At 67.5% G+C, this 18,172-nt stretch carries 25 protein-coding genes; 14 read left to right on the plus strand and 11 right to left on the minus strand.

What is annotated here, in order from left to right; translation table 11 throughout:
* Positions 1 to 238 precede the first annotated feature (238 nt).
* From REH65_RS33470 to REH65_RS33495, 6 genes are all read right to left on the minus strand, one after another.
* A complete protein-coding gene (locus REH65_RS33470; protein WP_340689199.1) occupies positions 239 to 2,515 on the minus strand; it encodes a hypothetical protein in 2,277 nt (758 codons plus the stop codon).
* A gap of 138 nt (positions 2,516 to 2,653) precedes the next feature.
* Positions 2,654 to 2,890 (minus strand): hypothetical protein, encoded by a 237-nt coding sequence (locus tag REH65_RS33475; RefSeq protein ID WP_340689200.1) that lies wholly within the window; start codon positions 2,888 to 2,890, stop codon positions 2,654 to 2,656.
* Positions 2,887 to 4,044 (minus strand): hypothetical protein, encoded by a 1,158-nt coding sequence (locus tag REH65_RS33480; RefSeq protein WP_340689201.1) that lies wholly within the window; start codon positions 4,042 to 4,044, stop codon positions 2,887 to 2,889. Before REH65_RS33480 ends, REH65_RS33475 begins: the two co-directional genes overlap by 4 nt.
* On the minus strand, positions 4,041 to 4,277 hold the full coding sequence (locus tag REH65_RS33485) for a hypothetical protein (protein ID WP_406693330.1): 237 nt from the start codon (positions 4,275 to 4,277) through the stop codon (positions 4,041 to 4,043). Before REH65_RS33485 ends, REH65_RS33480 begins: the two co-directional genes overlap by 4 nt.
* Positions 4,274 to 4,639: a hypothetical protein gene (locus REH65_RS33490; protein ID WP_340689203.1), complete on the minus strand. Its 366-nt coding sequence runs from the start codon at positions 4,637 to 4,639 to the stop codon at positions 4,274 to 4,276. The genes REH65_RS33485 and REH65_RS33490 overlap by 4 nt, the downstream gene beginning before the upstream one ends.
* Positions 4,636 to 4,890, minus strand: a complete 255-nt coding sequence (locus REH65_RS33495) for a hypothetical protein (RefSeq protein ID WP_406693331.1) — start codon at positions 4,888 to 4,890, stop codon at positions 4,636 to 4,638. Before REH65_RS33495 ends, REH65_RS33490 begins: the two co-directional genes overlap by 4 nt.
* Positions 4,891 to 5,071: 181 nt before the next feature.
* Here REH65_RS33495 and REH65_RS33500 point away from each other — a divergent pair, with 181 nt between their 5' ends.
* From REH65_RS33500 to REH65_RS33550, 11 genes are all read left to right on the plus strand, one after another.
* The gene (locus tag REH65_RS33500; RefSeq protein WP_340689205.1) at positions 5,072 to 5,851 is read left to right on the plus strand and encodes a GntR family transcriptional regulator; all 780 of its coding nucleotides are present in this window, start codon (positions 5,072 to 5,074) and stop codon (positions 5,849 to 5,851) included.
* Positions 5,848 to 6,417: a hypothetical protein gene (locus tag REH65_RS33505; protein ID WP_340689206.1), complete on the plus strand. Its 570-nt coding sequence runs from the start codon at positions 5,848 to 5,850 to the stop codon at positions 6,415 to 6,417. Before REH65_RS33500 ends, REH65_RS33505 begins: the two co-directional genes overlap by 4 nt.
* A gap of 165 nt (positions 6,418 to 6,582) precedes the next feature.
* On the plus strand, positions 6,583 to 7,800 hold the full coding sequence (locus tag REH65_RS33510) for a hypothetical protein (RefSeq protein ID WP_340689207.1): 1,218 nt from the start codon (positions 6,583 to 6,585) through the stop codon (positions 7,798 to 7,800).
* Positions 7,801 to 7,938: 138 nt separating this feature from the next.
* On the plus strand, positions 7,939 to 8,367 hold the full coding sequence (locus tag REH65_RS33515; RefSeq protein ID WP_406693332.1) for a hypothetical protein: 429 nt from the start codon (positions 7,939 to 7,941) through the stop codon (positions 8,365 to 8,367).
* A 447-nt stretch (positions 8,368 to 8,814) separates the two neighbouring features.
* Positions 8,815 to 9,036 carry a type II toxin-antitoxin system CcdA family antitoxin gene (locus REH65_RS33520; protein ID WP_340689209.1) on the plus strand — a complete coding sequence of 74 codons (222 nt, stop codon included), beginning with the start codon at positions 8,815 to 8,817 and terminating at the stop codon, positions 9,034 to 9,036.
* Positions 9,033 to 9,443 carry a type II toxin-antitoxin system VapC family toxin gene (locus tag REH65_RS33525; RefSeq protein ID WP_340689210.1) on the plus strand — a complete coding sequence of 137 codons (411 nt, stop codon included), beginning with the start codon at positions 9,033 to 9,035 and terminating at the stop codon, positions 9,441 to 9,443. Before REH65_RS33520 ends, REH65_RS33525 begins: the two co-directional genes overlap by 4 nt.
* Before the next feature lie 272 nt (positions 9,444 to 9,715).
* Entirely contained in the window at positions 9,716 to 9,991 is a 276-nt protein-coding gene (locus REH65_RS33530) for a winged helix-turn-helix domain-containing protein (protein WP_340689186.1), read from the plus strand.
* Between the two features lie 245 nt (positions 9,992 to 10,236).
* Positions 10,237 to 11,031: a ParA family protein gene (locus REH65_RS33535; protein WP_340689187.1), complete on the plus strand. Its 795-nt coding sequence runs from the start codon at positions 10,237 to 10,239 to the stop codon at positions 11,029 to 11,031.
* Positions 11,028 to 11,438, plus strand: a complete 411-nt coding sequence (locus REH65_RS33540) for a hypothetical protein (protein ID WP_340689188.1) — start codon at positions 11,028 to 11,030, stop codon at positions 11,436 to 11,438. Before REH65_RS33535 ends, REH65_RS33540 begins: the two co-directional genes overlap by 4 nt.
* Before the next feature lie 163 nt (positions 11,439 to 11,601).
* Positions 11,602 to 11,886, plus strand: a complete 285-nt coding sequence (locus REH65_RS33545) for a hypothetical protein (RefSeq protein WP_406693325.1) — start codon at positions 11,602 to 11,604, stop codon at positions 11,884 to 11,886.
* Between the two features lie 505 nt (positions 11,887 to 12,391).
* Positions 12,392 to 12,592 carry a hypothetical protein gene (locus REH65_RS33550; protein ID WP_340689190.1) on the plus strand — a complete coding sequence of 67 codons (201 nt, stop codon included), beginning with the start codon at positions 12,392 to 12,394 and terminating at the stop codon, positions 12,590 to 12,592.
* Between the two features lie 331 nt (positions 12,593 to 12,923).
* Here REH65_RS33550 and REH65_RS33555 read toward each other — a convergent pair whose 3' ends face one another.
* Both REH65_RS33555 and REH65_RS33560 read right to left on the minus strand, forming a co-directional pair.
* Positions 12,924 to 13,265 carry a GNAT family N-acetyltransferase gene (locus tag REH65_RS33555; RefSeq protein ID WP_406693326.1) on the minus strand — a complete coding sequence of 114 codons (342 nt, stop codon included), beginning with the start codon at positions 13,263 to 13,265 and terminating at the stop codon, positions 12,924 to 12,926.
* 112 nt (positions 13,266 to 13,377) lie between these two features.
* On the minus strand, positions 13,378 to 13,557 hold the full coding sequence (locus tag REH65_RS33560) for a hypothetical protein (protein ID WP_340689192.1): 180 nt from the start codon (positions 13,555 to 13,557) through the stop codon (positions 13,378 to 13,380).
* A gap of 402 nt (positions 13,558 to 13,959) precedes the next feature.
* Here REH65_RS33560 and REH65_RS33565 point away from each other — a divergent pair, with 402 nt between their 5' ends.
* Entirely contained in the window at positions 13,960 to 15,036 is a 1,077-nt protein-coding gene (locus tag REH65_RS33565) for a hypothetical protein (RefSeq protein ID WP_340689193.1), read from the plus strand.
* Positions 15,037 to 15,131: 95 nt separating this feature from the next.
* On the opposite strand, the gene REH65_RS33570 is transcribed toward REH65_RS33565, so the two are convergent.
* The gene (locus tag REH65_RS33570) at positions 15,132 to 15,824 is read right to left on the minus strand and encodes a hypothetical protein (RefSeq protein WP_406693327.1); all 693 of its coding nucleotides are present in this window, start codon (positions 15,822 to 15,824) and stop codon (positions 15,132 to 15,134) included.
* A 59-nt stretch (positions 15,825 to 15,883) separates the two neighbouring features.
* Here REH65_RS33570 and REH65_RS33575 point away from each other — a divergent pair, with 59 nt between their 5' ends.
* Positions 15,884 to 16,288: a hypothetical protein gene (locus tag REH65_RS33575; protein ID WP_406693328.1), complete on the plus strand. Its 405-nt coding sequence runs from the start codon at positions 15,884 to 15,886 to the stop codon at positions 16,286 to 16,288.
* Between the two features lie 98 nt (positions 16,289 to 16,386).
* Positions 16,387 to 16,857: a nucleoside 2-deoxyribosyltransferase domain-containing protein gene (locus REH65_RS33580; RefSeq protein ID WP_406693329.1), complete on the plus strand. Its 471-nt coding sequence runs from the start codon at positions 16,387 to 16,389 to the stop codon at positions 16,855 to 16,857.
* 634 nt (positions 16,858 to 17,491) lie between these two features.
* Here REH65_RS33580 and REH65_RS33585 read toward each other — a convergent pair.
* Both REH65_RS33585 and REH65_RS33590 read right to left on the minus strand, forming a co-directional pair.
* Positions 17,492 to 17,680, minus strand: coding sequence for a hypothetical protein (locus tag REH65_RS33585; protein ID WP_340689197.1), 189 nt, complete (start codon positions 17,678 to 17,680; stop codon positions 17,492 to 17,494).
* Between the two features lie 21 nt (positions 17,681 to 17,701).
* A complete protein-coding gene (locus REH65_RS33590) occupies positions 17,702 to 18,022 on the minus strand; it encodes a hypothetical protein (protein WP_340689198.1) in 321 nt (106 codons plus the stop codon).
* Positions 18,023 to 18,172 lie beyond the last annotated feature (150 nt).

Raw genomic sequence — 18,172 nt, forward strand, 5'->3', positions numbered from 1 at the left:
CCCAGGGCCCCGTAGAGGGGGAGGGGTAGGGATAGCCCACAACGGCGATCACGGCAGTTCAGCGGGCAAATCAGAGGTGTGTCTGGGGGTGTGCCGGGGGTCTGTCCGGACACACCTCGGACAGACCCCCGGACAGGCCTCGCGACAGACCCTCAGAGCGCGCCGACACCGCGCTCGAACGCGGAACGCCCCCGCGCCAGGAGGCAGGCGCGGGGGCGTTCTCCGGGCGAGTCAGCGATCAGGCAGCGGCCTCGAGCCCACCCCCGATCTCCACCAGGTCCGAGCGGCGGAACACGGTCACCTTGCCCTCGCCCAGGTCCTTGCGGGTGCGCTCGACACCCGCGCCGACCAGCTCCCGGCCGACCTCGGTGCGCAAGGCCTGATCGGCGGTCAGGCCCAGCTCGCCCTCGACGACCTCGACGTAGAGGGCGTGGGCGGCGATCCACTCGGCATCGTCATCGGCGTAGACCTCGGCAGCCGCGGCCAGCACCTGCCGAGTCGTGGCGCTGATCTCCGGCACGTCGACCTCGGTCTCGGCGTCGGCCTGGTCGCCGTCGACGACCTGCAGGACTGGCCCGGAATGGGCCTGAGCAGCGCGTTCGCCGACCAGCTCGCGCACCGCCTCGGCGATCACGTCGTCGTCCTGGAACCAGCCACGCGCCGTGGCGTACTGGTCGATCCCCGGTGCGATGACGATCGCCGCGCCCTGCTGGTCACGGGTGAACTCCTTCTCGGGCTCCAGGTTGTAGAGGGCGGCGGCCTCGCCCACGGAGTCCTTCGGGGCCACCGAGCTCGAACTCACGTAGCCCACGATCCGCCACAGCAGGTTCGCCTCGATAGCCGAGGGCAGGACGTTGCCGTCGAACTGCTGCGAGGCCAGCACCAGCGCGACCCCGGCAGCACGCCCCAGCCGCGAGATCTCCTCGGCCGCGGCCACCACCCGGTAGGCGGCCGACGGCGGCTCGTCGTCCTTCTTGGACGAGGTGCGCTCGGAGGGCTTACCGAACGCGTTCTGGAACTCGTCGAGGATGATCAGGCGCATCGGCACGTTCTCGCCCGCCTTGATCCGGCGCTGCCGCTCCGGGAGGTTGGCGACCTCCTGTTCCAGCAGGTCAGCCAGGACGGGCCACCACGCGGCGCTCTCCTGCTGGTCCATGTACCAGTCCATGCCCTCGCGCAGCACGTCGTAGTCGCCGGAGGCCTTGCCGTCGTAGACGCCGCCGATCTCGGCGTCGTCACTGCCCAGCGCCGACAGGATCAGGTTGCGCAGGTGCACGGTCTTGCCCATGCCGGAGGCCGCGACGATCAGCCCGTGCGGGCTGGACTTGCGCGACAGACGGATCGAGACCGTCTGGCCGTTGAGGTCCAACCCGACCGGGAAGCCCTCGCGAGCGAAGCTGATCCGGCGGTTGTTGCTGATCACCGGGTGCGCGACCGGCGCCCCGGTGAACGGCAACGTCCGGTAGACCGTGAGGGTCAGCTGCCGCTCGGCGCCCGGCTTGGGCGCGATGCTGATGTTCTTGGTGTCAGTGTCCAGCGCCGAGGCCAGCTCGGAGCGGCGCTTGGCCACCTTCACGTAGGTCATGCCCTTGGGCAGCTGCAGGCGCGCCGTCCACGCGTCACCGTCGTCAACGACCGGCGACAGCAGCTCCACATGCTGACCAGGGGTGTTGGCCGACCCGGACTTGAGGACCCCGGCGTGACGGAAGGCCGCGGTGATGACGTCGGCCGGCACGTCCGGCATGAGGTCGGCGTTGCCGTCCGCGCTCATCAGCTCGACGAGCTTGGACTGCCGGTCCTGGTGCTCGCGGGTGGCCTGCCAGGCAACCAGCCCAGCCAGCCCGCCAGCGATGGTCAGCGCACCAGGGGTACCGGCCGCGAAGTCAGTCACGGCCGTGCCGACGTTGCCCAGCAGCGCGTCGAAGAACCCGCCAACGGCCCCGTTGGCGCCATCAACCAGCGGCGACAGCACCGGGGTGTTCGGGTAGGCGACGTTGGCCACCTCAGCGCCGATCGGAACGACGGTCTCCCAGCGAGGCCGCACAGCCTCCTTCACCGACGTGCCGCGGCGACCGTGCTTGGTGACGTGGGCCTTGCGCACGAAAAACGCCTTGGCGATCTTGCGGCGACGCTCGCGGCGCTCCCGCATCTCAGTCTCGTAGACGTTGCGCTGAGCAGGCAAAATGTCGCCCCGGTGGTGGTTGCCCTCGCGCAAGTGCGCCAGCTTCACGCGGTTGAGCACCGCATCGGCCATCGCCGAGGGGATCCGCTTGGCGCCGGCCGCGACCAGCGACCGGCCGTAGGCGTAGCGGCCACCGGCCTGCTGGACGGTCAGCGGGCGGTACGAGCGCACCATCGGCGCGGCCGGTCGTGGCGCCTGCGGCTTCGGCGTCACCGCCGTACTGTCCTCGACGATCTCGGCGTCAATGACCTGACCCCGGGCGGGCTCGGACGCCGCCCACGGGCCCTGCACCACATCGCCCATCTCGTTGTTCTCCTGCGGCTGCGACATCATCAGCGGTGATCCCTTCCGGGGTCGGAGGCCGGGCGGTTGTGTTGGCGCACTGGGCGCCCGGCCTCACCTGGTTTTTCCTGGTCGACTGACTCGCCCATCGAGGACACGACACGGGTTCGTGCCCTCTCCTGGGTGTTCTCAGTCGTCGTCTTCGTCGTCCTCGCCGCGCTTGCGGCGTTCGTCCAGCTCGACCTGGTCGGCGCATTCCCAGATGTCCATCTGGTCGGCGCACTGCCACTGGCCCTCGCAGCGCCAGGCGCCCTTGGCGATCGACTTCGGGCCCCGGCTCACACCGCGCTTGACCTGGTGTTTGCGGCCAGCGGCGCGGATTTCAACCTCGGCGAGAACCTCGCTGTGCTCCTCGGGGGCGTTCATGCCGCGCTCACCTCCCGCAGCGGCCGGTACCCGGCCAGCGCCTGGCGCAAGCTCGGCTTCTTGGCCGCATCACCGCCGAGGTGGCGCAGGATCTCGCTGCCCGAGGGATCGACCGGCATGGTTCCGGCGGTGATCAGCTCGACGGCCCGGTCGAAGTCCTCACGCCACTTGGGCGGCACGCTCATCCGGCGTTCAACCAGCGACAACGGGGCACCCACGGGCGCAGCCGGGGCGGCGGCCTGGCGGCGCTTGGCGTTGGTGGCGGCGGTGATCTCACCGAAGATCAGGGCCATGAACGGCACGCCGAACACCCCGGTGGCCACCAGCACCGGCCCCAGCGTGTGGATCACCAGCACCATCACGTCCGGACCCAGCTCACCGAACCGCAGACCGACCGCATCGGCGAGCAGCGCACCCAGGCTCGGACCCGCGTTGAGCACCGCGATCAGCACGAACAGCAGCAGCTCGATCCGATTGAGCGCCTCGCGGGCCCGCACCGGGATCTCCACCCCACGCGCGCTGGCCAGAATCCGGGCGCCCAGCGTCGCGAACAGCACCAACCCAAGCGCGGGGTCCGCGCCGTAGGCGGCGAGGAAGGCCAGCGTGCCCGGCTCCCAGTTCATGAACGTGGCGATGGTCTGCTGCGCGGTCGACGAGGAGATCCCCACGCCCAGCGCGATACCGGCCGCGGCCATCAGCAACAGCCAGAACCGGGCCCGCCGGTTGCCGTAAGCCTCAGCCCGCGGATCCTCAGCGAGATCCTCGAGCTCGGCGGCCTTGTCCACCGCGCTCTGCTTGCGGATGACCTTCGGGTCGGCGATCTCGGAGACCCGCTCGGCCTCGGCACTGCCCCGGCGCAACCGGCGCACCGCGCGGGTTTCCCCTGCGTCGAGCCGCTCGCGACGCTGCCGCGACCACTTCGGACCCAACGGGGCGTTGTCGGCGGGCGCCTCCGGGGCGGGTTCGTCCTGGTTGATCGCCTCAACGGCCTCTCGCTCGGCGACGGGCTCGGCGGGCTCGGTGTCCTCGTCCACGGGGGCCACCGGCAGGGTGTCCACCCGCCAGTTGGCCGGCATGTAGTCGTCGTGCACCTGCTCCTCCAGCGGAGTCGAAGAGGTGATGTAGAGGCGTCCGTTCACCGATCGGTAGGTCATGCCGGCACCTCCATCAGGCGAGGAAGACGGGGAGCGGGCACGTGGTGCCCGGCGGAATCGGCTACCTGGATCACGACGTAGGCGGCCACCACCAGCGGCGCCACCACCAGCAGCACCGCGGTACGCACCAGCCCGTCCAGCACGGCCAGGCCCAGCACCAGCGCAAACGGCAGCACCGCGGTGAACATCGCCCGCACCAGCCAGCCCAGCAGCGACAACAACAGCTCCATCACGACCGCTCACCACCCTCGCGGCGGTGGCACGGCCGGTACTTCGACCAGGTCCGCAACGTCGCCCGGCCCCGGGCCGTCAGCGCCACGCAGTTGCCGACCAGCACCAGGTGATCGGAGGCCACCAGGTCGGTGATGTGCTCCTGCTCCCGCTGGGTCACCGGGCGGCCGTCGATCCAGGTCGTCACGACCTCTTCGAGCTCATCCAGCCCGTAGACCTGCATCGCGCCATCGGCAGCGGCCTGCAAGATCCGCTCCGGCGCCCACTCCGAACGCTCCGGTCCCCGCGGGGCCGCGACGGTCACACCGTCCACGCCCACGCTCTCCAGCCACACGATGTCGGCGATCGACAGCTCCGCGCTCATGCCGCAACACCGCCGATCTCCTCGATCGGGCGCAGCGAGGCGCGCACCGTCCGGCGGTACCGGCGAATCTCCACCTCGTCGACGTGCCCCAGCTCGGCCAGCTGCACGTCCAGGTCCAGCAAGTGGTCCTGAACCAGCTCGAACAGGCCGCCCTCGATCGCGGCGAGGTCCGCCACGTCCGGCTCCACGTCGGGAAGCTCCGACGCCAAGCCCTCGTAAAAACCCGCCTCAGCTGCAAAGATCGTGTTCATCGGGTCGTTCCTCTCGTGTGTCGATCCGATCTCGAGGCCCTGTCGGATGCCCCCGGCGGGGCCTCTCGTTTGCTTCATCCGTTTCGTTCGGACGAAACATACGATGCGGACCAAGGGTGGACCTTGTCAAGTCTTTGCGTTAGATTCGTTCGTACGAAATGGACGCAATGGAGGATGACCTGTGGCGACCACGCCGAAGTACCGCGAGGTAGCCGACGAGCTGCGCGACGCGATCACGCACGAGCGGACCCTCGAAGTCCGCGGCGATCAGTTCCCGCTCGGCGCCGAGGCGAAGCTGCCAACCGAACCGCAGCTCGCCGAGCTCTACGAAGTGGGGCGAAGCACCGTGAGAGCTGCGCTAGCTCAGCTGGCCTCCGAGGGGTTGATCGAGACGCGCGGGCGCTCCGGCACCTTCGTTCGACTCCTGCAACCGCTACGGCGTCCGCTTCTGGCTCGCTGGCAGACGCGCGACTCCGAGGGCGACACCTGGACTGCCTGGGCGAGCGGCAACGGGCGCACCCCGGGCCACGACTTCGAGTTCCGGATCGTCCCGGCTTCGAAGTCGGTTGCCGAAGCCCTTCAGATCGAGCCTGATGAGCTGGTCGTAGTGCGCGAGCAGCTGCGCTTTATCGACGAAATCCCCTGGTCACAGGCCATCGGGTATTACCCCTACTCGCTCGCGCGCGAAGCCGGGGTCGATGATCCGCATGACATTCCCGAGGGCGCTGCCCGTCGCATGGCCAACGCTGGCTTCCGCGACGTGCGCCTGACGTTCCGTCTGCGCTCGCGACCCGCCACTGAGGAGGAACAGCGCACGTTTGACCTTGCGCCCGGCGTGAATATCAACATCCTCGATCGAGTGATGTGGAACGAGGAGCGTCCGATTCGCCTGATACGCGAGATCGACCCCGCGGACCGCAACGAGTGGATCGGCGAGATCTCCTTGGAGGGGCAATCGTGAAGATTCGACCCGCACGGTTCGATGACGTCGACGAGATAGTGCGCCTTCGCCGAGAAGCCGCACAGTGGCTCGCGTCGGTGGGCACCGACCAGTGGGCAGGCGCCGGCCGCGGGATCGACACCGAGGAGTTCGCCCGACGCGTTCGCCAGTCAATTTCCGCAGGTGAAACGTGGATCGCTGAAGGGGATCAGGGCGAGGCGTTCGGCACCATCGCCATCGATCGATACACCAACCCCGGACTGTGGACCGAGGACGAGCTGCGCGATTCCTTGATCATCCACCGCATGATCAAGGACCGGCGAGCCCCAGACGGCGTCGGAGATCTGCTGCTCGACCACGCCGATCATGTTGCTCGCAGTGCGGGAGCAAAGTGGCTGCGGCTTGACGCTTGGACCACCAACGCCGCGCTCCACCGCTACTACCAATCACAAGGATTTGAGCACGTCAGGACGGTCGAAGGGCATCACACCGCGAGCGCGGCTCTCTTTGCGCGCCCGGTCCTCGATCAACCAGGCGACGACCGACACGCCCACGAAGCGAGCACCAAGGAGGGACGACGTGCGTAAGACTCACCCCTAGACACAACTCAGCCCCCGGTGCGCCAACACCGAGGGCTGCGAGTTGAAGCGCAGAGACCTACCCGCCAAGGAAGTTCACGCGCTGGTCAGAAGCGTACTTCAAGCCCCCCTTGAAGCGCCATCTGCCGGCCGCGTGTTGGAGAGGAACCACACGTGGATCAGGAAGAGGCTCAAGAGTTTCTCGCCCCGGACAACGGTGGCTGGCACTACACGATCATGCGGGACTGGATCGCGGTGTGCCCCGATATCAGCGCAACCGCGGCCCGCTTGTACTGGATCGTGCGGTCGATCATGCACGAGAAGGGCGACCGAAAGCGGCGGTTGTCGATTGATCAGATCTGCTGGCTACTACCCGGCATCAATGGCAAGCCCAGCAGCGAGACCCGCGTCAAGACAGCACTGCGCGAGCTGGAAGCGGCCCACTTGCTGAGCAACCCGGAGGGAGACGTAGTTCGCCGCTGGGTCACCGACCCCCAAACGGGCAAGCAGACCCGGGAAAACTACCGCCGCTGGCAGATCCACGACTTCCCCACGCAGGGCTATCAGGGGCCGAAGTCGGCCATCGCCTTGCTCGACGAGTACCCCGGGCCGGGTTGGCGCGAGGCAGCTACACAAACGCCCAACGCACCTGAGGGGCGAAAATCCGCCCCTCAGGCATCGCCGAAGCCCTCACCAGGCAAAACGAAGAAAACTGCTGGTCGCACTGAGGGGCGGAAATCCGCCTCATCCGGGCGGAAATCCGCCTCATCCGGGCGGAAATCCGGTGACTCTAACTCCGGGACCAGCGAAAACGCGGGTTTTAAAGAAGTTCTTCAAGGAAGCTCTCTAAGTAAGACCTCCTCCTTGGGTTCCTCCTTCGCGGCAGGCAGCCACGGAGCTGATCTAGATCAGGAGGAGGAAGGAGTTCGACCGAAGAAGGACTCCACCCGCACAGCGCTCGAGGAGATCGCTCAGAGGCTGACCACTGGCCTTAAACAGCACTTGGGACCCCGACGCAAGTACCTGCTCGCCGAGCCGCGCGAGCGCGTCGTCGAGTTGCTCATCGAGCGCCTAAGCGAAGGCCACACCGAGGAGTACCTCGCCGCCCAGCTCCGCCGCTGGTGCGGTGAAGCCAAGAACCCATCGACTTACCTGCCCATGCAGCTGGCCGAACTCACGCTTCCACGGCCCAAGCTGACCATGGTTAGCAACGACACGAGCGCTGATCAGCCAACCTCGGAAGCAGTGCACACCGACGACCTCACCGCCGAAGACCTACTCGCCCGCGGCCTCAAGCCGAAGTTCCTGCCCTCTCGTTACACCGGGCTGCCGAAGCCAGGATCGCGGCGCAGGATCACCAGCGTCAGCCAGAAGGACAGCAAAGGCGCCTGAGATCGCCACGAGAGCCCCCGTGCCCACCTGGCCGAGGAAAACCACCCGCCCAGTAGGTCAATGCCCCACGGCGCACCTCAGGGCGGGATCTTTGAACCAGCCCTTCTGACCCACCGGAACCCGCGCTTGCGGGTTCCGGTGGACCGCTTCTTCCAAATCCATCATTTCAGTGCTGAGAGTGAGCAGATGCTGAAGGAAAGCGAGATCGACCCGGTCACCCGCGAGCTGATCGGTACCGCCCTCAGTCGACGACTGGTGCCGCTGTGCTGGCACATCGACGGCAACTCCGCGACCGGCTACGTGACTGTCTCCCGGCTGGACGAGGCGGAGCAGATCCGGCGGGACTGGGCCGAATCGTTGGGCCTCGACGGCGATCAAAACGGTGGCCACAAGGGGGTCATCGAATCGAAGGTCCTCGGCACTCTCCACGCGCACTTGCCTGATGCGATCGACCCGGACGAGCGATGCCGCGCATGCCAATGCCCCTTCGATCCTCGCGACCCTCGTCCCGATGGGCGCAAGCGATACCAAGACGGCGACATCTGCCGCGCTTGCGCCGCAGGCTGACACGCCTGCGGACGGCTTCAGGGGACTCGCGGCGCGCAAGGCTCCCTGAAGCGCAACGTAGCCCTCGTCGGCAGCTGCCGACGAGGGCTACGAGTTGAAGCGCCGGCCAAAACCGCCAAGTAAAAGCCCTGCGCCGATCAAAGCGTACGACACGATCTGTTTCGATGATCGCCTCTTTCTCGGATCCATCGTTTCAGTGCCGAGTGAAACCAACTCCGCAGGTCAGACCCCGCCCGCCCATGATCACTTCCCGGCGCAGTGCACGCCGACTGCAGCGGCGCTCGCGAGCGAGCCGAGGCGTCCGGAGGATTGATTTCAGTGCGCACTGAAGCGCTGGAGCGCAAAAAAGTCGTACCAATCGCACTGGTGATACCGGTGATACGGGTGCGACCAGTGCGACGGTTCCGCGTTCTTCCTGGTCAGGATGCGTGTGTGTATGATGTGTGTATGGCTCGGTTGAACGTGTACGTACCCGACGCGCTGGCCGAACAGGCCCGGGAGGCGCACTTGAACGTCTCGGCGCTGACGCAGGCCGCGATCTCGGCGGAGCTGCAGCGCAACGCCACCAACGCGTGGCTTGCCAGCCTGCCGGCACCGCGGGGCGTTCCGGCCAGCGCGGCGCTGTCTGCCCTCGACGAGGCTCGCGACGAGTTCGGCGACGACCGGTGACCGGCCCCGTGCCGGAACCGGTCGTGCTCGACGCCTCCAGCACCGTGGACCTGCTGGCCGGAACGGAACACGCCCCGGCCGTGACCGCGCGGCTGTCCGGCGCCGTACTGCACGCACCGGCACACCTCGACGCCGAGGTCCTCTCAGCCCTGGGGCGGCTCCACCGTGCCGGACACCTGGCCGCCGACGACGTCAAGACCGGCCTGCAGGCGCTGGCGGCCATGCCGGTCACCCGCCACCCCCTGGCCGACCTCCTCGACGACACCTGGGCCCTGCGCGACAACATGCGGCTCGTCGACGCGCTGTATGTCGCCCTCGCGGCCCGCCTCGACGTCCCGCTGATCACCACAGATCACCGCCTGGCCCGCACCTGCACCCGCGCCGAGTCCGTACCCGGCACCACCTGAGCCCCTCGGCGCCGAGCGGCCGTGCTCGCGCACCGCGCCCGCCAGCTCGGCCAGCAGATCCGCCAACTCCTCGCAGGTCGCGGCATCACAGCGACCGGCCGGCAGGGCGTGCGCCACGTCGTCGAGCTGCCACAGCGCCCGCCGCAGCAGCACCGCAAGCCACGCGTTTGTGCTGGTCACACCACAACAATAGGACAACACCAGACAGCTGCATATGACCCCAGACAGTCCGTCGTGTCGCCGCAGGTCACCACCGGTCGCACGCTGTGCGCATGTGGGAGGACCGCCGCCAGCACATCGACCCGCGCCGGATCGCGCACCTGTGGGCCCAAGTGGCCGCTGACCTGCGCACCGAGATCAGCACGGGCCGCCTCGACGACGGCCAGCGCCTCCCGGCCGAACCCGATCTCGCCTCGATCTACGGGGTCTCGCGCGCGACCATCCGCCGCGCCCTCGGCGTGCTCATCGACGAAGGCCTGCTGTCCCGCCTGACCGGACGCGGCACGTTCGTCACCCCCGCCGCCGACCGGCCGCAGCGGCACGACTGACCCGCTGCACCGGCCCGGCCGGACGGTGAGCTCGGGTGTCCGGAACGCCCGCGCCCGTGGCCGGCCACCCGGTCCACCAGTCCGGCCACACGGTCGATCAACTACCGAAGTCTGGGACTCGCAGAGTCTGTAAGTCAGAAGGATTGCGGCACGCCCGGCGAGGATCAGTGCTGGTCAAGGCCCCCGGCTCCTGACAGACTCCGGGAGTCTGTGACTTACAGAGTCTGGAACTCTGGAGGGAGAACATGCCGCGTATAGCGATCGGCAACCACAAGGGCGGATCCGGCAAAACGGCCGGGACAGTCAACCTCGCCGCCGCGCTGGCCGAAGCCGGGCACCGGGTGCTCGTGGTGGACCTGGACCCGCAGGCCAACGCCTCACGGCGCCTGGGCATCGGCTACGGCGACCCGGAGCTGACCACCTCGGAGGTGGTCAAGTCCGGCGAAGAGGGCGTCGCGGCGGACGCGATCATCACCTCAGGCTGGACCGAGCCCTACAGCGAGCGGGTCCACGTCATCCCTGCCCGCTTCGACCTGGAAAACCGCATCAGCGAAGCCGCGGTCATCGGTGCGGCCGGCCGCTTGCGCCGCGCCCTCACCGGCGCCGACGACGGCTACACAGTCACACTGATCGACTGCCCGCCCTCGCTGGGGCACCTCACGCAGCTCTCGCTGGCGGCGGCCGACCACGCGCTCGCGGTGGTCGAGCCCGAATACGACTCGGTCGAAGGCGCCGTTCGGTTCCGGGACTTCATCGACGCCCACTCCGCCGAGCTCGGCAACCCCGGCCTGGGGATGCTCGGCTACGTCATCAGCCGCGTCCGGGCCAACGTGGGCGCGCACGCCTTCCAGATCGAAGGCTTCGCCGAGACCTTCGGCCAAGACCAGGTCTGGGAACCACACATCAACGAGCGGGCCGTGATCAAAGACGCTGCCGACTCCGCCTCCCCACTGCGCGTCTACGGCACCTCGCCCGGCCGCGAGATGGCCAACATCTACGCCGAACTCGCCACCCGGCTGATCAAGGAGATGGGCTCGTGAACCCGCGTCCCCAGCGCCAGCGCCCCGGGAAAAGCTCGCCGGTCGGCCGCCCGACGCTCAAGCCCGAACCCGAGCAGATCAAGGTCGGCAACCACGTTGCGACGCCCTCACCTGCACACTCACAGACTCCGGAAGTCACAGAGTCTGTGAGTTCGGACCTCCCGAAGTACCAGACCCTGGTACGCAAGGAGGCCCGCGTGCGGACCGACCAGGCCGACGCACTGGCCCAGCTGACTCGGCACCGCTCGCGCGACCGAACCGACCACTCCGAGCGCATCACCGACAACACGCTCATCCGCGTCGCCGTCGACCTCCTGCTCGCCCACGCCGATCAGCTCCACGGCAACACCGAAGACGAACTCCGGGAGTCTGTAACTCACAGACTTACAGACTCCGGAAGTCTGTGAGTAAGCCCTGACCTGCGAATAGCTATGTTTTTTGCACATCTCGCTCCGCTCTGAACGGGCGTTCCGCGTCGAAAAACCAGCCCTGGGTGTCGGACCGTGCGGGATGATCACTGGCATGGATCACGCGAGCACGCCTGAAGTCGCGAAGCCTGTCCCTGCGTCGTTGAGCTGGAGCCCCACCGGATACGAGGCCTTCTTCGAGGAAGGGCTGCCATCCCGAGACATCGAGCGATGGGACGCCGAGGGCCGGCCGCTGGTGGTCAGCGAGGAGCACCGCGGCCTGGTGCGCGCTGAGGACCTGCCCGGGTTCACCGGCATCGACATCTGCCACCGCCCGATGGCGGTGGTGCCGGCCGCGGCAGGCACCACCACGGCCGAAGGTCGGCCGGTCCGTGCGTGGATGGTCGACGCCGACTCGTTCGCCTACCCGGTCACCGAAGACTTCTAGGCGCTAGATCGCTGGTCAGAGCATCCGCAGGCCTCTAGCGGCCCCTCTAGACCTAGAGGGGCCGGGTTCTAGGCCTAGAGGCAGCAGAAGGGGTCCTCGGTGATGACCGAGGACCCCTTCTGTGTGCGTGTAGCAAGCGCGACGACGGCGAGATCATCACCGGCTGGGACAACCCGCAGTGCGGGATGCGGAACCGCTAGGCCGAGCGGCCGTCGAGCACGAAATGCAGGTCGCCGACCGGCCGCCCGTCGACGAGCACGTCGGGCCCGAAGTTATCCACAAGCCAGGGGCGTCCGTGCCCCACTTCTGCGGGGAGGGCCCGCTAGACTTCCGCGCATCTGATCGTCGGGCATGCCGCCGACACACCGGATCGCCGTGCGGTGCGGTGCGGTCGGAGGGGTATGCCAGAGTGATCAGAACGCCTCCTGGGCTTTTTCGTGGCGTCGCATCCGGGGATACGACGCCACGTTGGAGTCACTCGATACCGAGAGGAGGTGGTGGTGGCTTGTTCAATATCAGGATCTTCGTGATCCGCCAGGCCACCCCTCCGGCCCAGCCGGAGGACAAGAATCCGACCGAAGGGTCGGAGGACAAAAAGGAAGAAGCCCGGCCACTGTGGAAGTGGACCGGGCGCCTTGGAAAAGTGATCGCGCTGCTGGTCTCGGGCGGCCACCTGGTGAGCCAGCTGCCGATCAACTTCTTCTGAGGTCTGGGCCTCGACCTTCGGGTCGGGGCCCGCCTTTTTGTGTCCGGTTCCGAGCGATACGCGCCTTGTATAGTCGCGCCGGTCAGCCCCGCACAGTCTGTACTGTTGGTGAACCATACACACCACCACCGGGGCCTGTCTGCGGCGCGCGGCACTTTGGCACCAAAGTGTCATTAACCCTGGTCACACCGCCACCCGTTGCCTGTCGGTTGCCCCGAGCTTGCCTCCAGGTTGCCGCTGAAAGCGCCTGTGGTGATTCACCACAGGCTCACCATCGCTCACCAGCGATTCACCATTACTCCCCGGTAGTTCACCATCGGACTCACCACCGTCAGGGCATGAGGTCGTCGGCGGCGCGCATGTGTGCGCACCACTGCGGCTGGGGCGGGCCGGGCCAGATGCCGGCGGCGGCGAAGCCCGCTGCCGAGGCGTTGTCGGCGATCTCCGTGGTGGACCAGAGCCAGCTGCGGCGGCCCTCGGTCGCGGCCTCGACGAGCCTGCGGGCCAGGCCTCGCCCGCGGTAGTGGCGATCGATGCGGATGTGCTCGATGACGGCGCGCTCGCAGGCCGTGCACAGCCGCAGGTGCAGGTCGCCGACCGGCTGCCCGTCGACGAGCACGTCGAGCCGGTCCACTCCCGCCGGCACCCGCGCGGGCACGGACACGATCGTCACGCCTTGCTGCCGCTGCACCCCTCCCACACGGCCATCCTCAGCCGGTCACCGCTGGTGCACACGTCGACTCGCCTGCGTCGTGGGTTGAGCGGAGCGTGGGTTGAGCGCGGGCTCAGTCGTTGCGGGCCTTGAACGCCTCGGAGGGCTCCCCGGCGAACAGGTCGTCACATTTCCAGCCGACGGTGGGTACGTACATGAACCCCAGTCCGCACTCGCAGGTGTAGAACGAGCCCCCGGGTTGAGCGGGGTCCGGCAGCGGGCCGCACGCGTGCTGACCGTCGATCTCAGCCATGTCGCTGATCGTCTCACCTTGATGTCGGCTGCACTAAGGTATGGCCGCGCCATACCCCGATCTGCTGGCCCGCTCGTTGTCAGTCGGCTGGTCCCATGAGGTTTTCCTCGAGGGTGGTGACCTCGCAGGCGGCGCACTCGTCGCAGATGCCCTCGCACCCGGGCGGGCACGGACACGATCGTCACGCCCTGCGGCTGAGGCACCCCTCCCACACGGCCATCCTCAGCCGGTCACCGCTGGTGCACACGTCGACTTGCCCGCATCGCAGATCCGCGCCTTGATCCTCGCCTCGCGTAGGACCATGTGCTAACTCTGATCTTCGCGGGAACGGCACCGCATCCCGCATCCACTTCTATATATGGGGCGCGATCTGGGTGAAACCAGAAAAGTGCAGGTCACAGCATGGCTGCTAGAGAGTATTACCAGGAACTCGCTAGGTCGGCGCTCCTCGAACTGGTTGACCGGGAACTCGCCGTCGTCACGCCTGCCGAGGTCGAAGCCAAGCTGGCTGACCAGCGCCCGGACTGGCTCAACGCGCCTTCCAACATCTCCGGTATCAACCCACACCACCTGGGCTGGGCTCGCAATCACCTCCTGCGCACCGGCAAGTTGCGCCAGGTCACGCACCGATCCAGAGGTGAGCGCGACGTGAACCTGCTCGTCCCCGCCGATCAGCACCTCCGCTACACCGCCATCAGGGAAACCAAGGCGCGCAAAGCAAAACTGCACGCTCGCTACCTCGGATGGGGAAGCGGCACCCAGAACACCCCCGGCATCCTTGGCGTCGACGGAGAATCGATCGTCCACCAAGCGCTACTGCAGGCCTCCATTAACGGCTGCGTCCCACTGAACCCAAACAGCGGGCAAACCAGGATGATCGCTGGCGCCTCTGTACGTGGAGGCGCGCTCGACAACGCTGCCTGGCTGTACACGACCGAGCCGCAGGGAAATCGGCGTACTGGCACCTATGTGGTTCCGATCGAGGTCAAGAACGTTCGCCACTGGCTCTACTCGGGCGACTACGAGGTGCACCAGCTCCTATTCAAGGCGGCGTGGCTGCAGCACGATCTCCCAGACGAGGACATCGTCCCGGTGCTGGTCTGCCGCCAGGCCAATCACGTCACCATGACGCTCGCTCGAGCGCTGGGCTTCCAGGTGGTCAACACCAAGCGCCAAGCAATCCGCGCCAGCTTGGACGGACCAAAACTGGCTGAAGTCGTCACGGAACTCGGCTACAACCTTCAACCGCTCTCGGCCCCTGACCCCGCCCTTGTACGACACTTCGCCAAGGTCCTCCCCGGCGAAGCAGCCGCCCGCGCCGAGCGATGGCGCAACCTCGGATCCACACTGACCGACCTCTACGACGCCTTGCGGAACAAGGAACTGCACTTTCTCGAGCGCGATGACCTCCGGGCTCAGTTGGCCGATGCCGCAGGCATCACCGATCACACGATCCCTGACGGCCCCGAGGACTACTGAACTTCCGCTCGAACTCGGCGGCAGCAATCCCTACCGCACATAACCGGGTTTATGCGCGGTCCAGAAACGGACTTTTGGGGCTCGTGTGGCGGGCTCTACGGGTCGCTGTACCAGCTGCCTTCGATGTCTTTTTCGGTGCGGGTGCGGTGCATGGGCATGTGGATGAGATCCACGCCGTCGGCGATTCGGTCGGGGAGGGTCTTGGACCCCCATCGCAGCCACACCGCGGCCACTCCGCGAGCGGCAACGGCGGCGAGCTTGTCGTGTGACCACTGCTTGTTGCCTCGATCGATCTCCACTGCCATGACGGGCCGGGGGCCGTCGAAACACACGAGGTCGAGGTAGCCGCGCCGGTCGGGACGCGCTTCGGCAGGCGCCCGCACTTCCCGCTTCACCTGGAATCCTCGCTGCTGGCCCCATCGGGATACGGCCGCGCTGAGCGTGTCCGTCACGTGCGCGGAGGACGCCCCGGCGAAGTGCAGGAAGCCGAGGCTTGCCGCCAACGACTGCGCTGCAGCGCTGGCCTGGGGGTCCACCAGGACGCGCCGAGCGGGAGTGGCGGGCTCCGCGTGCTTGCGGCATCGACCCCTGCCGCCCGTGGCGACGGTGCACAGCCGACCTGAGCTGGTTGGCGCGCCGCACTGCAGCGCGGGGTCGTGGACATGGCAGAGACCCGACGGGCCTGCGTTGACCGTGCAGCGCAGGCCCTTTTTCGTACGCGCGGTGCAGATCGACATGCGTCCGCCCTTCGGTACCTCGGCAGGTGACGACAGGGTGCCCGTGATCACCGACAAGTTCATTTTGAATGGTGTTGCTCATTTTGAACAATATAGGTCATAATGAACACATGCCGAACCGGATCAACGACATCGCCCGCATCGCCCACCCGCACCCGAAGGAAGGCGGGGTTACCCCCGCCGAGGCCTTCGACGACGCCGCCATCGAGGCGCAGGAGCGACGCGAGGACTACGCCGAGAACCTGCAGGGTTTGGTCGACGCGACCGACGAGGACGAGCTGCTGGCCGCGCTGAGCATCGCCGCCGACCAGCGCAAGCGAGCCGAGCGGCTCATCCGTGAGCTGCTGGCCTACGGCCGGCACTTCACCGGCGGCACCCAGCCCGGCTACAGCTGGCACACCCTGGCCAAGGCCGCCGACATGCCCTACGCCACCGCCCGCCGCCAGATCAGCGACGACGACATCGCCGCGGTGCGCGAGGCCCTGGGGTTGTCCCGTGCGCCCGAAGAGGGGTGATGGGCGAGCAGCGAAACACCCGAGCTGCAGGGCCTGGTGACCGCGGCTGTCGGGCCCTGCAGCTGATCCACCCGGAAACCGACCGAAAGGACCGTTTCATGGCCTACATCGAGGCCCCGCACTACCACCGGCCCACCTGCACTGATGGCCCCACGGTGTTCCTCGCTGGCGGTATCACCGGCGTTGAGCGCTGGCACACCCAAGCCGCCGAGGCGCTGCAGGCCCATGGCGTGACGGTGTTCAACCCCAACCGTGCCGATTTCCCGATCCACGACCCGAACGCGGGCTGGGAGCAGGTGTCCTGGGAGCAGCACTACTTGCACGCCGCCGACGTGACGCTGATGTGGTTTCCCGCCTCCGACCGCACGGTGACCACCCAGCCCATCGCCATGTTCGAGCTGGGCCAGGCCCTGGGTGAAGGCCGCCGGATCGTGGTCGGTGCCGACGCGAACTACCCGCGCGAGCCCGACGTGCGGATGCTCTGCCAGCTGAACCGCTCCGGCATGCCGGTGTTTTCGACGCTGGCCGACACCCTCGCCGCCACCGTCGCCGCGGTGACCGCCGGATAACTGGACGGGACCGGACAGCTGCTACCTGCCCGGTCCCACCAGGGACCGTAACCGCAAAAGGTCCCCGAGCCCATCCGCTCGGGGACCTTTTGCGTTGCGCGAGGCGCCCTTCCCGTCCCGGTCGCCGAGCTACACCTTGCGGGGATGAGCGCGCACGGGCGGTCAGGCGCTGGCGGGATCGTGCCGACTATCGAAGATCACGGACTCCTCGCCCCGGCCGGCATCGAGGCACGCTCGGCAGGTCCAGGTGCGGTGTCCGCCGTTGTGAGACCCGGGGCACTGGCAGGGACGCCACCCGACCAGGACCCGGCCCGCACCCAGCGGGTGGCCTTCGGGACAGGACAGCGGCGCGTTCATGGCCTCGAGTTTCGTCCTGTGCGCCGACACCGGGACACCCAGGCGGGGCGGTCGGGTGATGCCGACACGACGCCCCCAGACATCTCCGGGCTGCCGCCCGGAGTATATGCGGCGGGGTCGATGAGCGAGGACGAAATCGGGCCCGCCTCCAAGGTTCTGGAGGCGGGCCCGATGGTGCAGGTCGCTTCGCTGGGAAACGTTGGTCCTCTCCTCGATACGGTTCGAGGTGAGACCAGGCAGGTAGCAGCTGCCTGGTCTCAGGCACCTGGCGGACGTCTCAGCGTCGACCCCAGGCGCGGTCCATCGCGGCGTGCAGCTCGGCGTTGCTGGCACCGGAGCGGGCGGCGTCGGTCTTCTTGATCGCGCCCATGTCGTCAACGTCGGCGGAGGACTCGTTCCGCAGGTGCGCGGCAATGTTGTTGACGACGTCCTCGCGGATTTCGGTCTTCTTGCTGAACAGGCCCATGACGGGCTCCTTTCGTAGATCTCAGTTGGTTGGGTCGTCCTCGGCTCCGCCGTCCTGGGCGGCCTTGGCACGCTTGATCCGGTAGGCGATGGTGGTCCTGGTCGGGCTGCCCGGGCCGACGTCGACCTCGCCGAGCGCGTCATCCATCTGCCGCAGGCTCATCTCCTTGGAGACCTCCAGCAGCGTGTTGTCCAGTAGTCGGGCGGCCAGGCTCTCGATCCGCCACAGCGCCGCGGCTGCGTCGGTGGGCCGTCCGTCGCGGATGGCGCGCTGGTAGACCGCGCTCAGGGCCACGATCTGGCCGAACTGGCTGCCGTCGTCGGGCTGGTCGATTCGGGTCACTGGGGGTGGGGCTCCTTTCGTCGTTGGCGATGTATTCATCATGCCCGACTGTCCAACTTTTTGGACAGATCCAAACGGGTGAACTGTCCAAAAACTTGGACAGAATGGCGGGTGGTCACCCCTCCCCCTCTTCAAGGCCCTCACGCGCCC

Origin of the sequence: Saccharopolyspora sp. ID03-671 (genome assembly GCF_045278815.1) — a bacterium.
Lineage (GTDB): Bacteria > Actinomycetota > Actinomycetes > Mycobacteriales > Pseudonocardiaceae > Saccharopolyspora > Saccharopolyspora ipomoeae.

Bases quoted from the DNA above. Each gene is read 5' to 3' on its own strand.
- REH65_RS33490 (WP_340689203.1), bottom strand. From the start codon at position 4,639: ATGAGCGCGGAGCTGTCGATCGCCGACATCGTGTGGCTGGAGAGCGTG.
- REH65_RS33530 (WP_340689186.1), top strand. From the start codon at position 9,716: ATGTGGGAGGACCGCCGCCAGCACATCGACCCGCGCCGGATCGCGCAC.
- REH65_RS33535 (WP_340689187.1), top strand. From the start codon at position 10,237: ATGCCGCGTATAGCGATCGGCAACCACAAGGGCGGATCCGGCAAAACG.
- REH65_RS33580 (WP_406693329.1), top strand. From the start codon at position 16,387: ATGGCCTACATCGAGGCCCCGCACTACCACCGGCCCACCTGCACTGAT.
- REH65_RS33585 (WP_340689197.1), bottom strand. From the start codon at position 17,680: ATGGGCCTGTTCAGCAAGAAGACCGAAATCCGCGAGGACGTCGTCAAC.
- REH65_RS33560 (WP_340689192.1), bottom strand. From the start codon at position 13,557: ATGGCTGAGATCGACGGTCAGCACGCGTGCGGCCCGCTGCCGGACCCC.
- REH65_RS33520 (WP_340689209.1), top strand. From the start codon at position 8,815: ATGGCTCGGTTGAACGTGTACGTACCCGACGCGCTGGCCGAACAGGCC.
- REH65_RS33565 (WP_340689193.1), top strand. From the start codon at position 13,960: ATGGCTGCTAGAGAGTATTACCAGGAACTCGCTAGGTCGGCGCTCCTC.
- REH65_RS33575 (WP_406693328.1), top strand. From the start codon at position 15,884: ATGCCGAACCGGATCAACGACATCGCCCGCATCGCCCACCCGCACCCG.
- REH65_RS33480 (WP_340689201.1), bottom strand. From the start codon at position 4,044: ATGACCTACCGATCGGTGAACGGACGCCTCTACATCACCTCTTCGACT.
- REH65_RS33475 (WP_340689200.1), bottom strand. From the start codon at position 2,890: ATGAACGCCCCCGAGGAGCACAGCGAGGTTCTCGCCGAGGTTGAAATC.
- REH65_RS33470 (WP_340689199.1), bottom strand. From the start codon at position 2,515: ATGATGTCGCAGCCGCAGGAGAACAACGAGATGGGCGATGTGGTGCAG.
- REH65_RS33495 (WP_406693331.1), bottom strand. From the start codon at position 4,890: ATGAACACGATCTTTGCAGCTGAGGCGGGTTTTTACGAGGGCTTGGCG.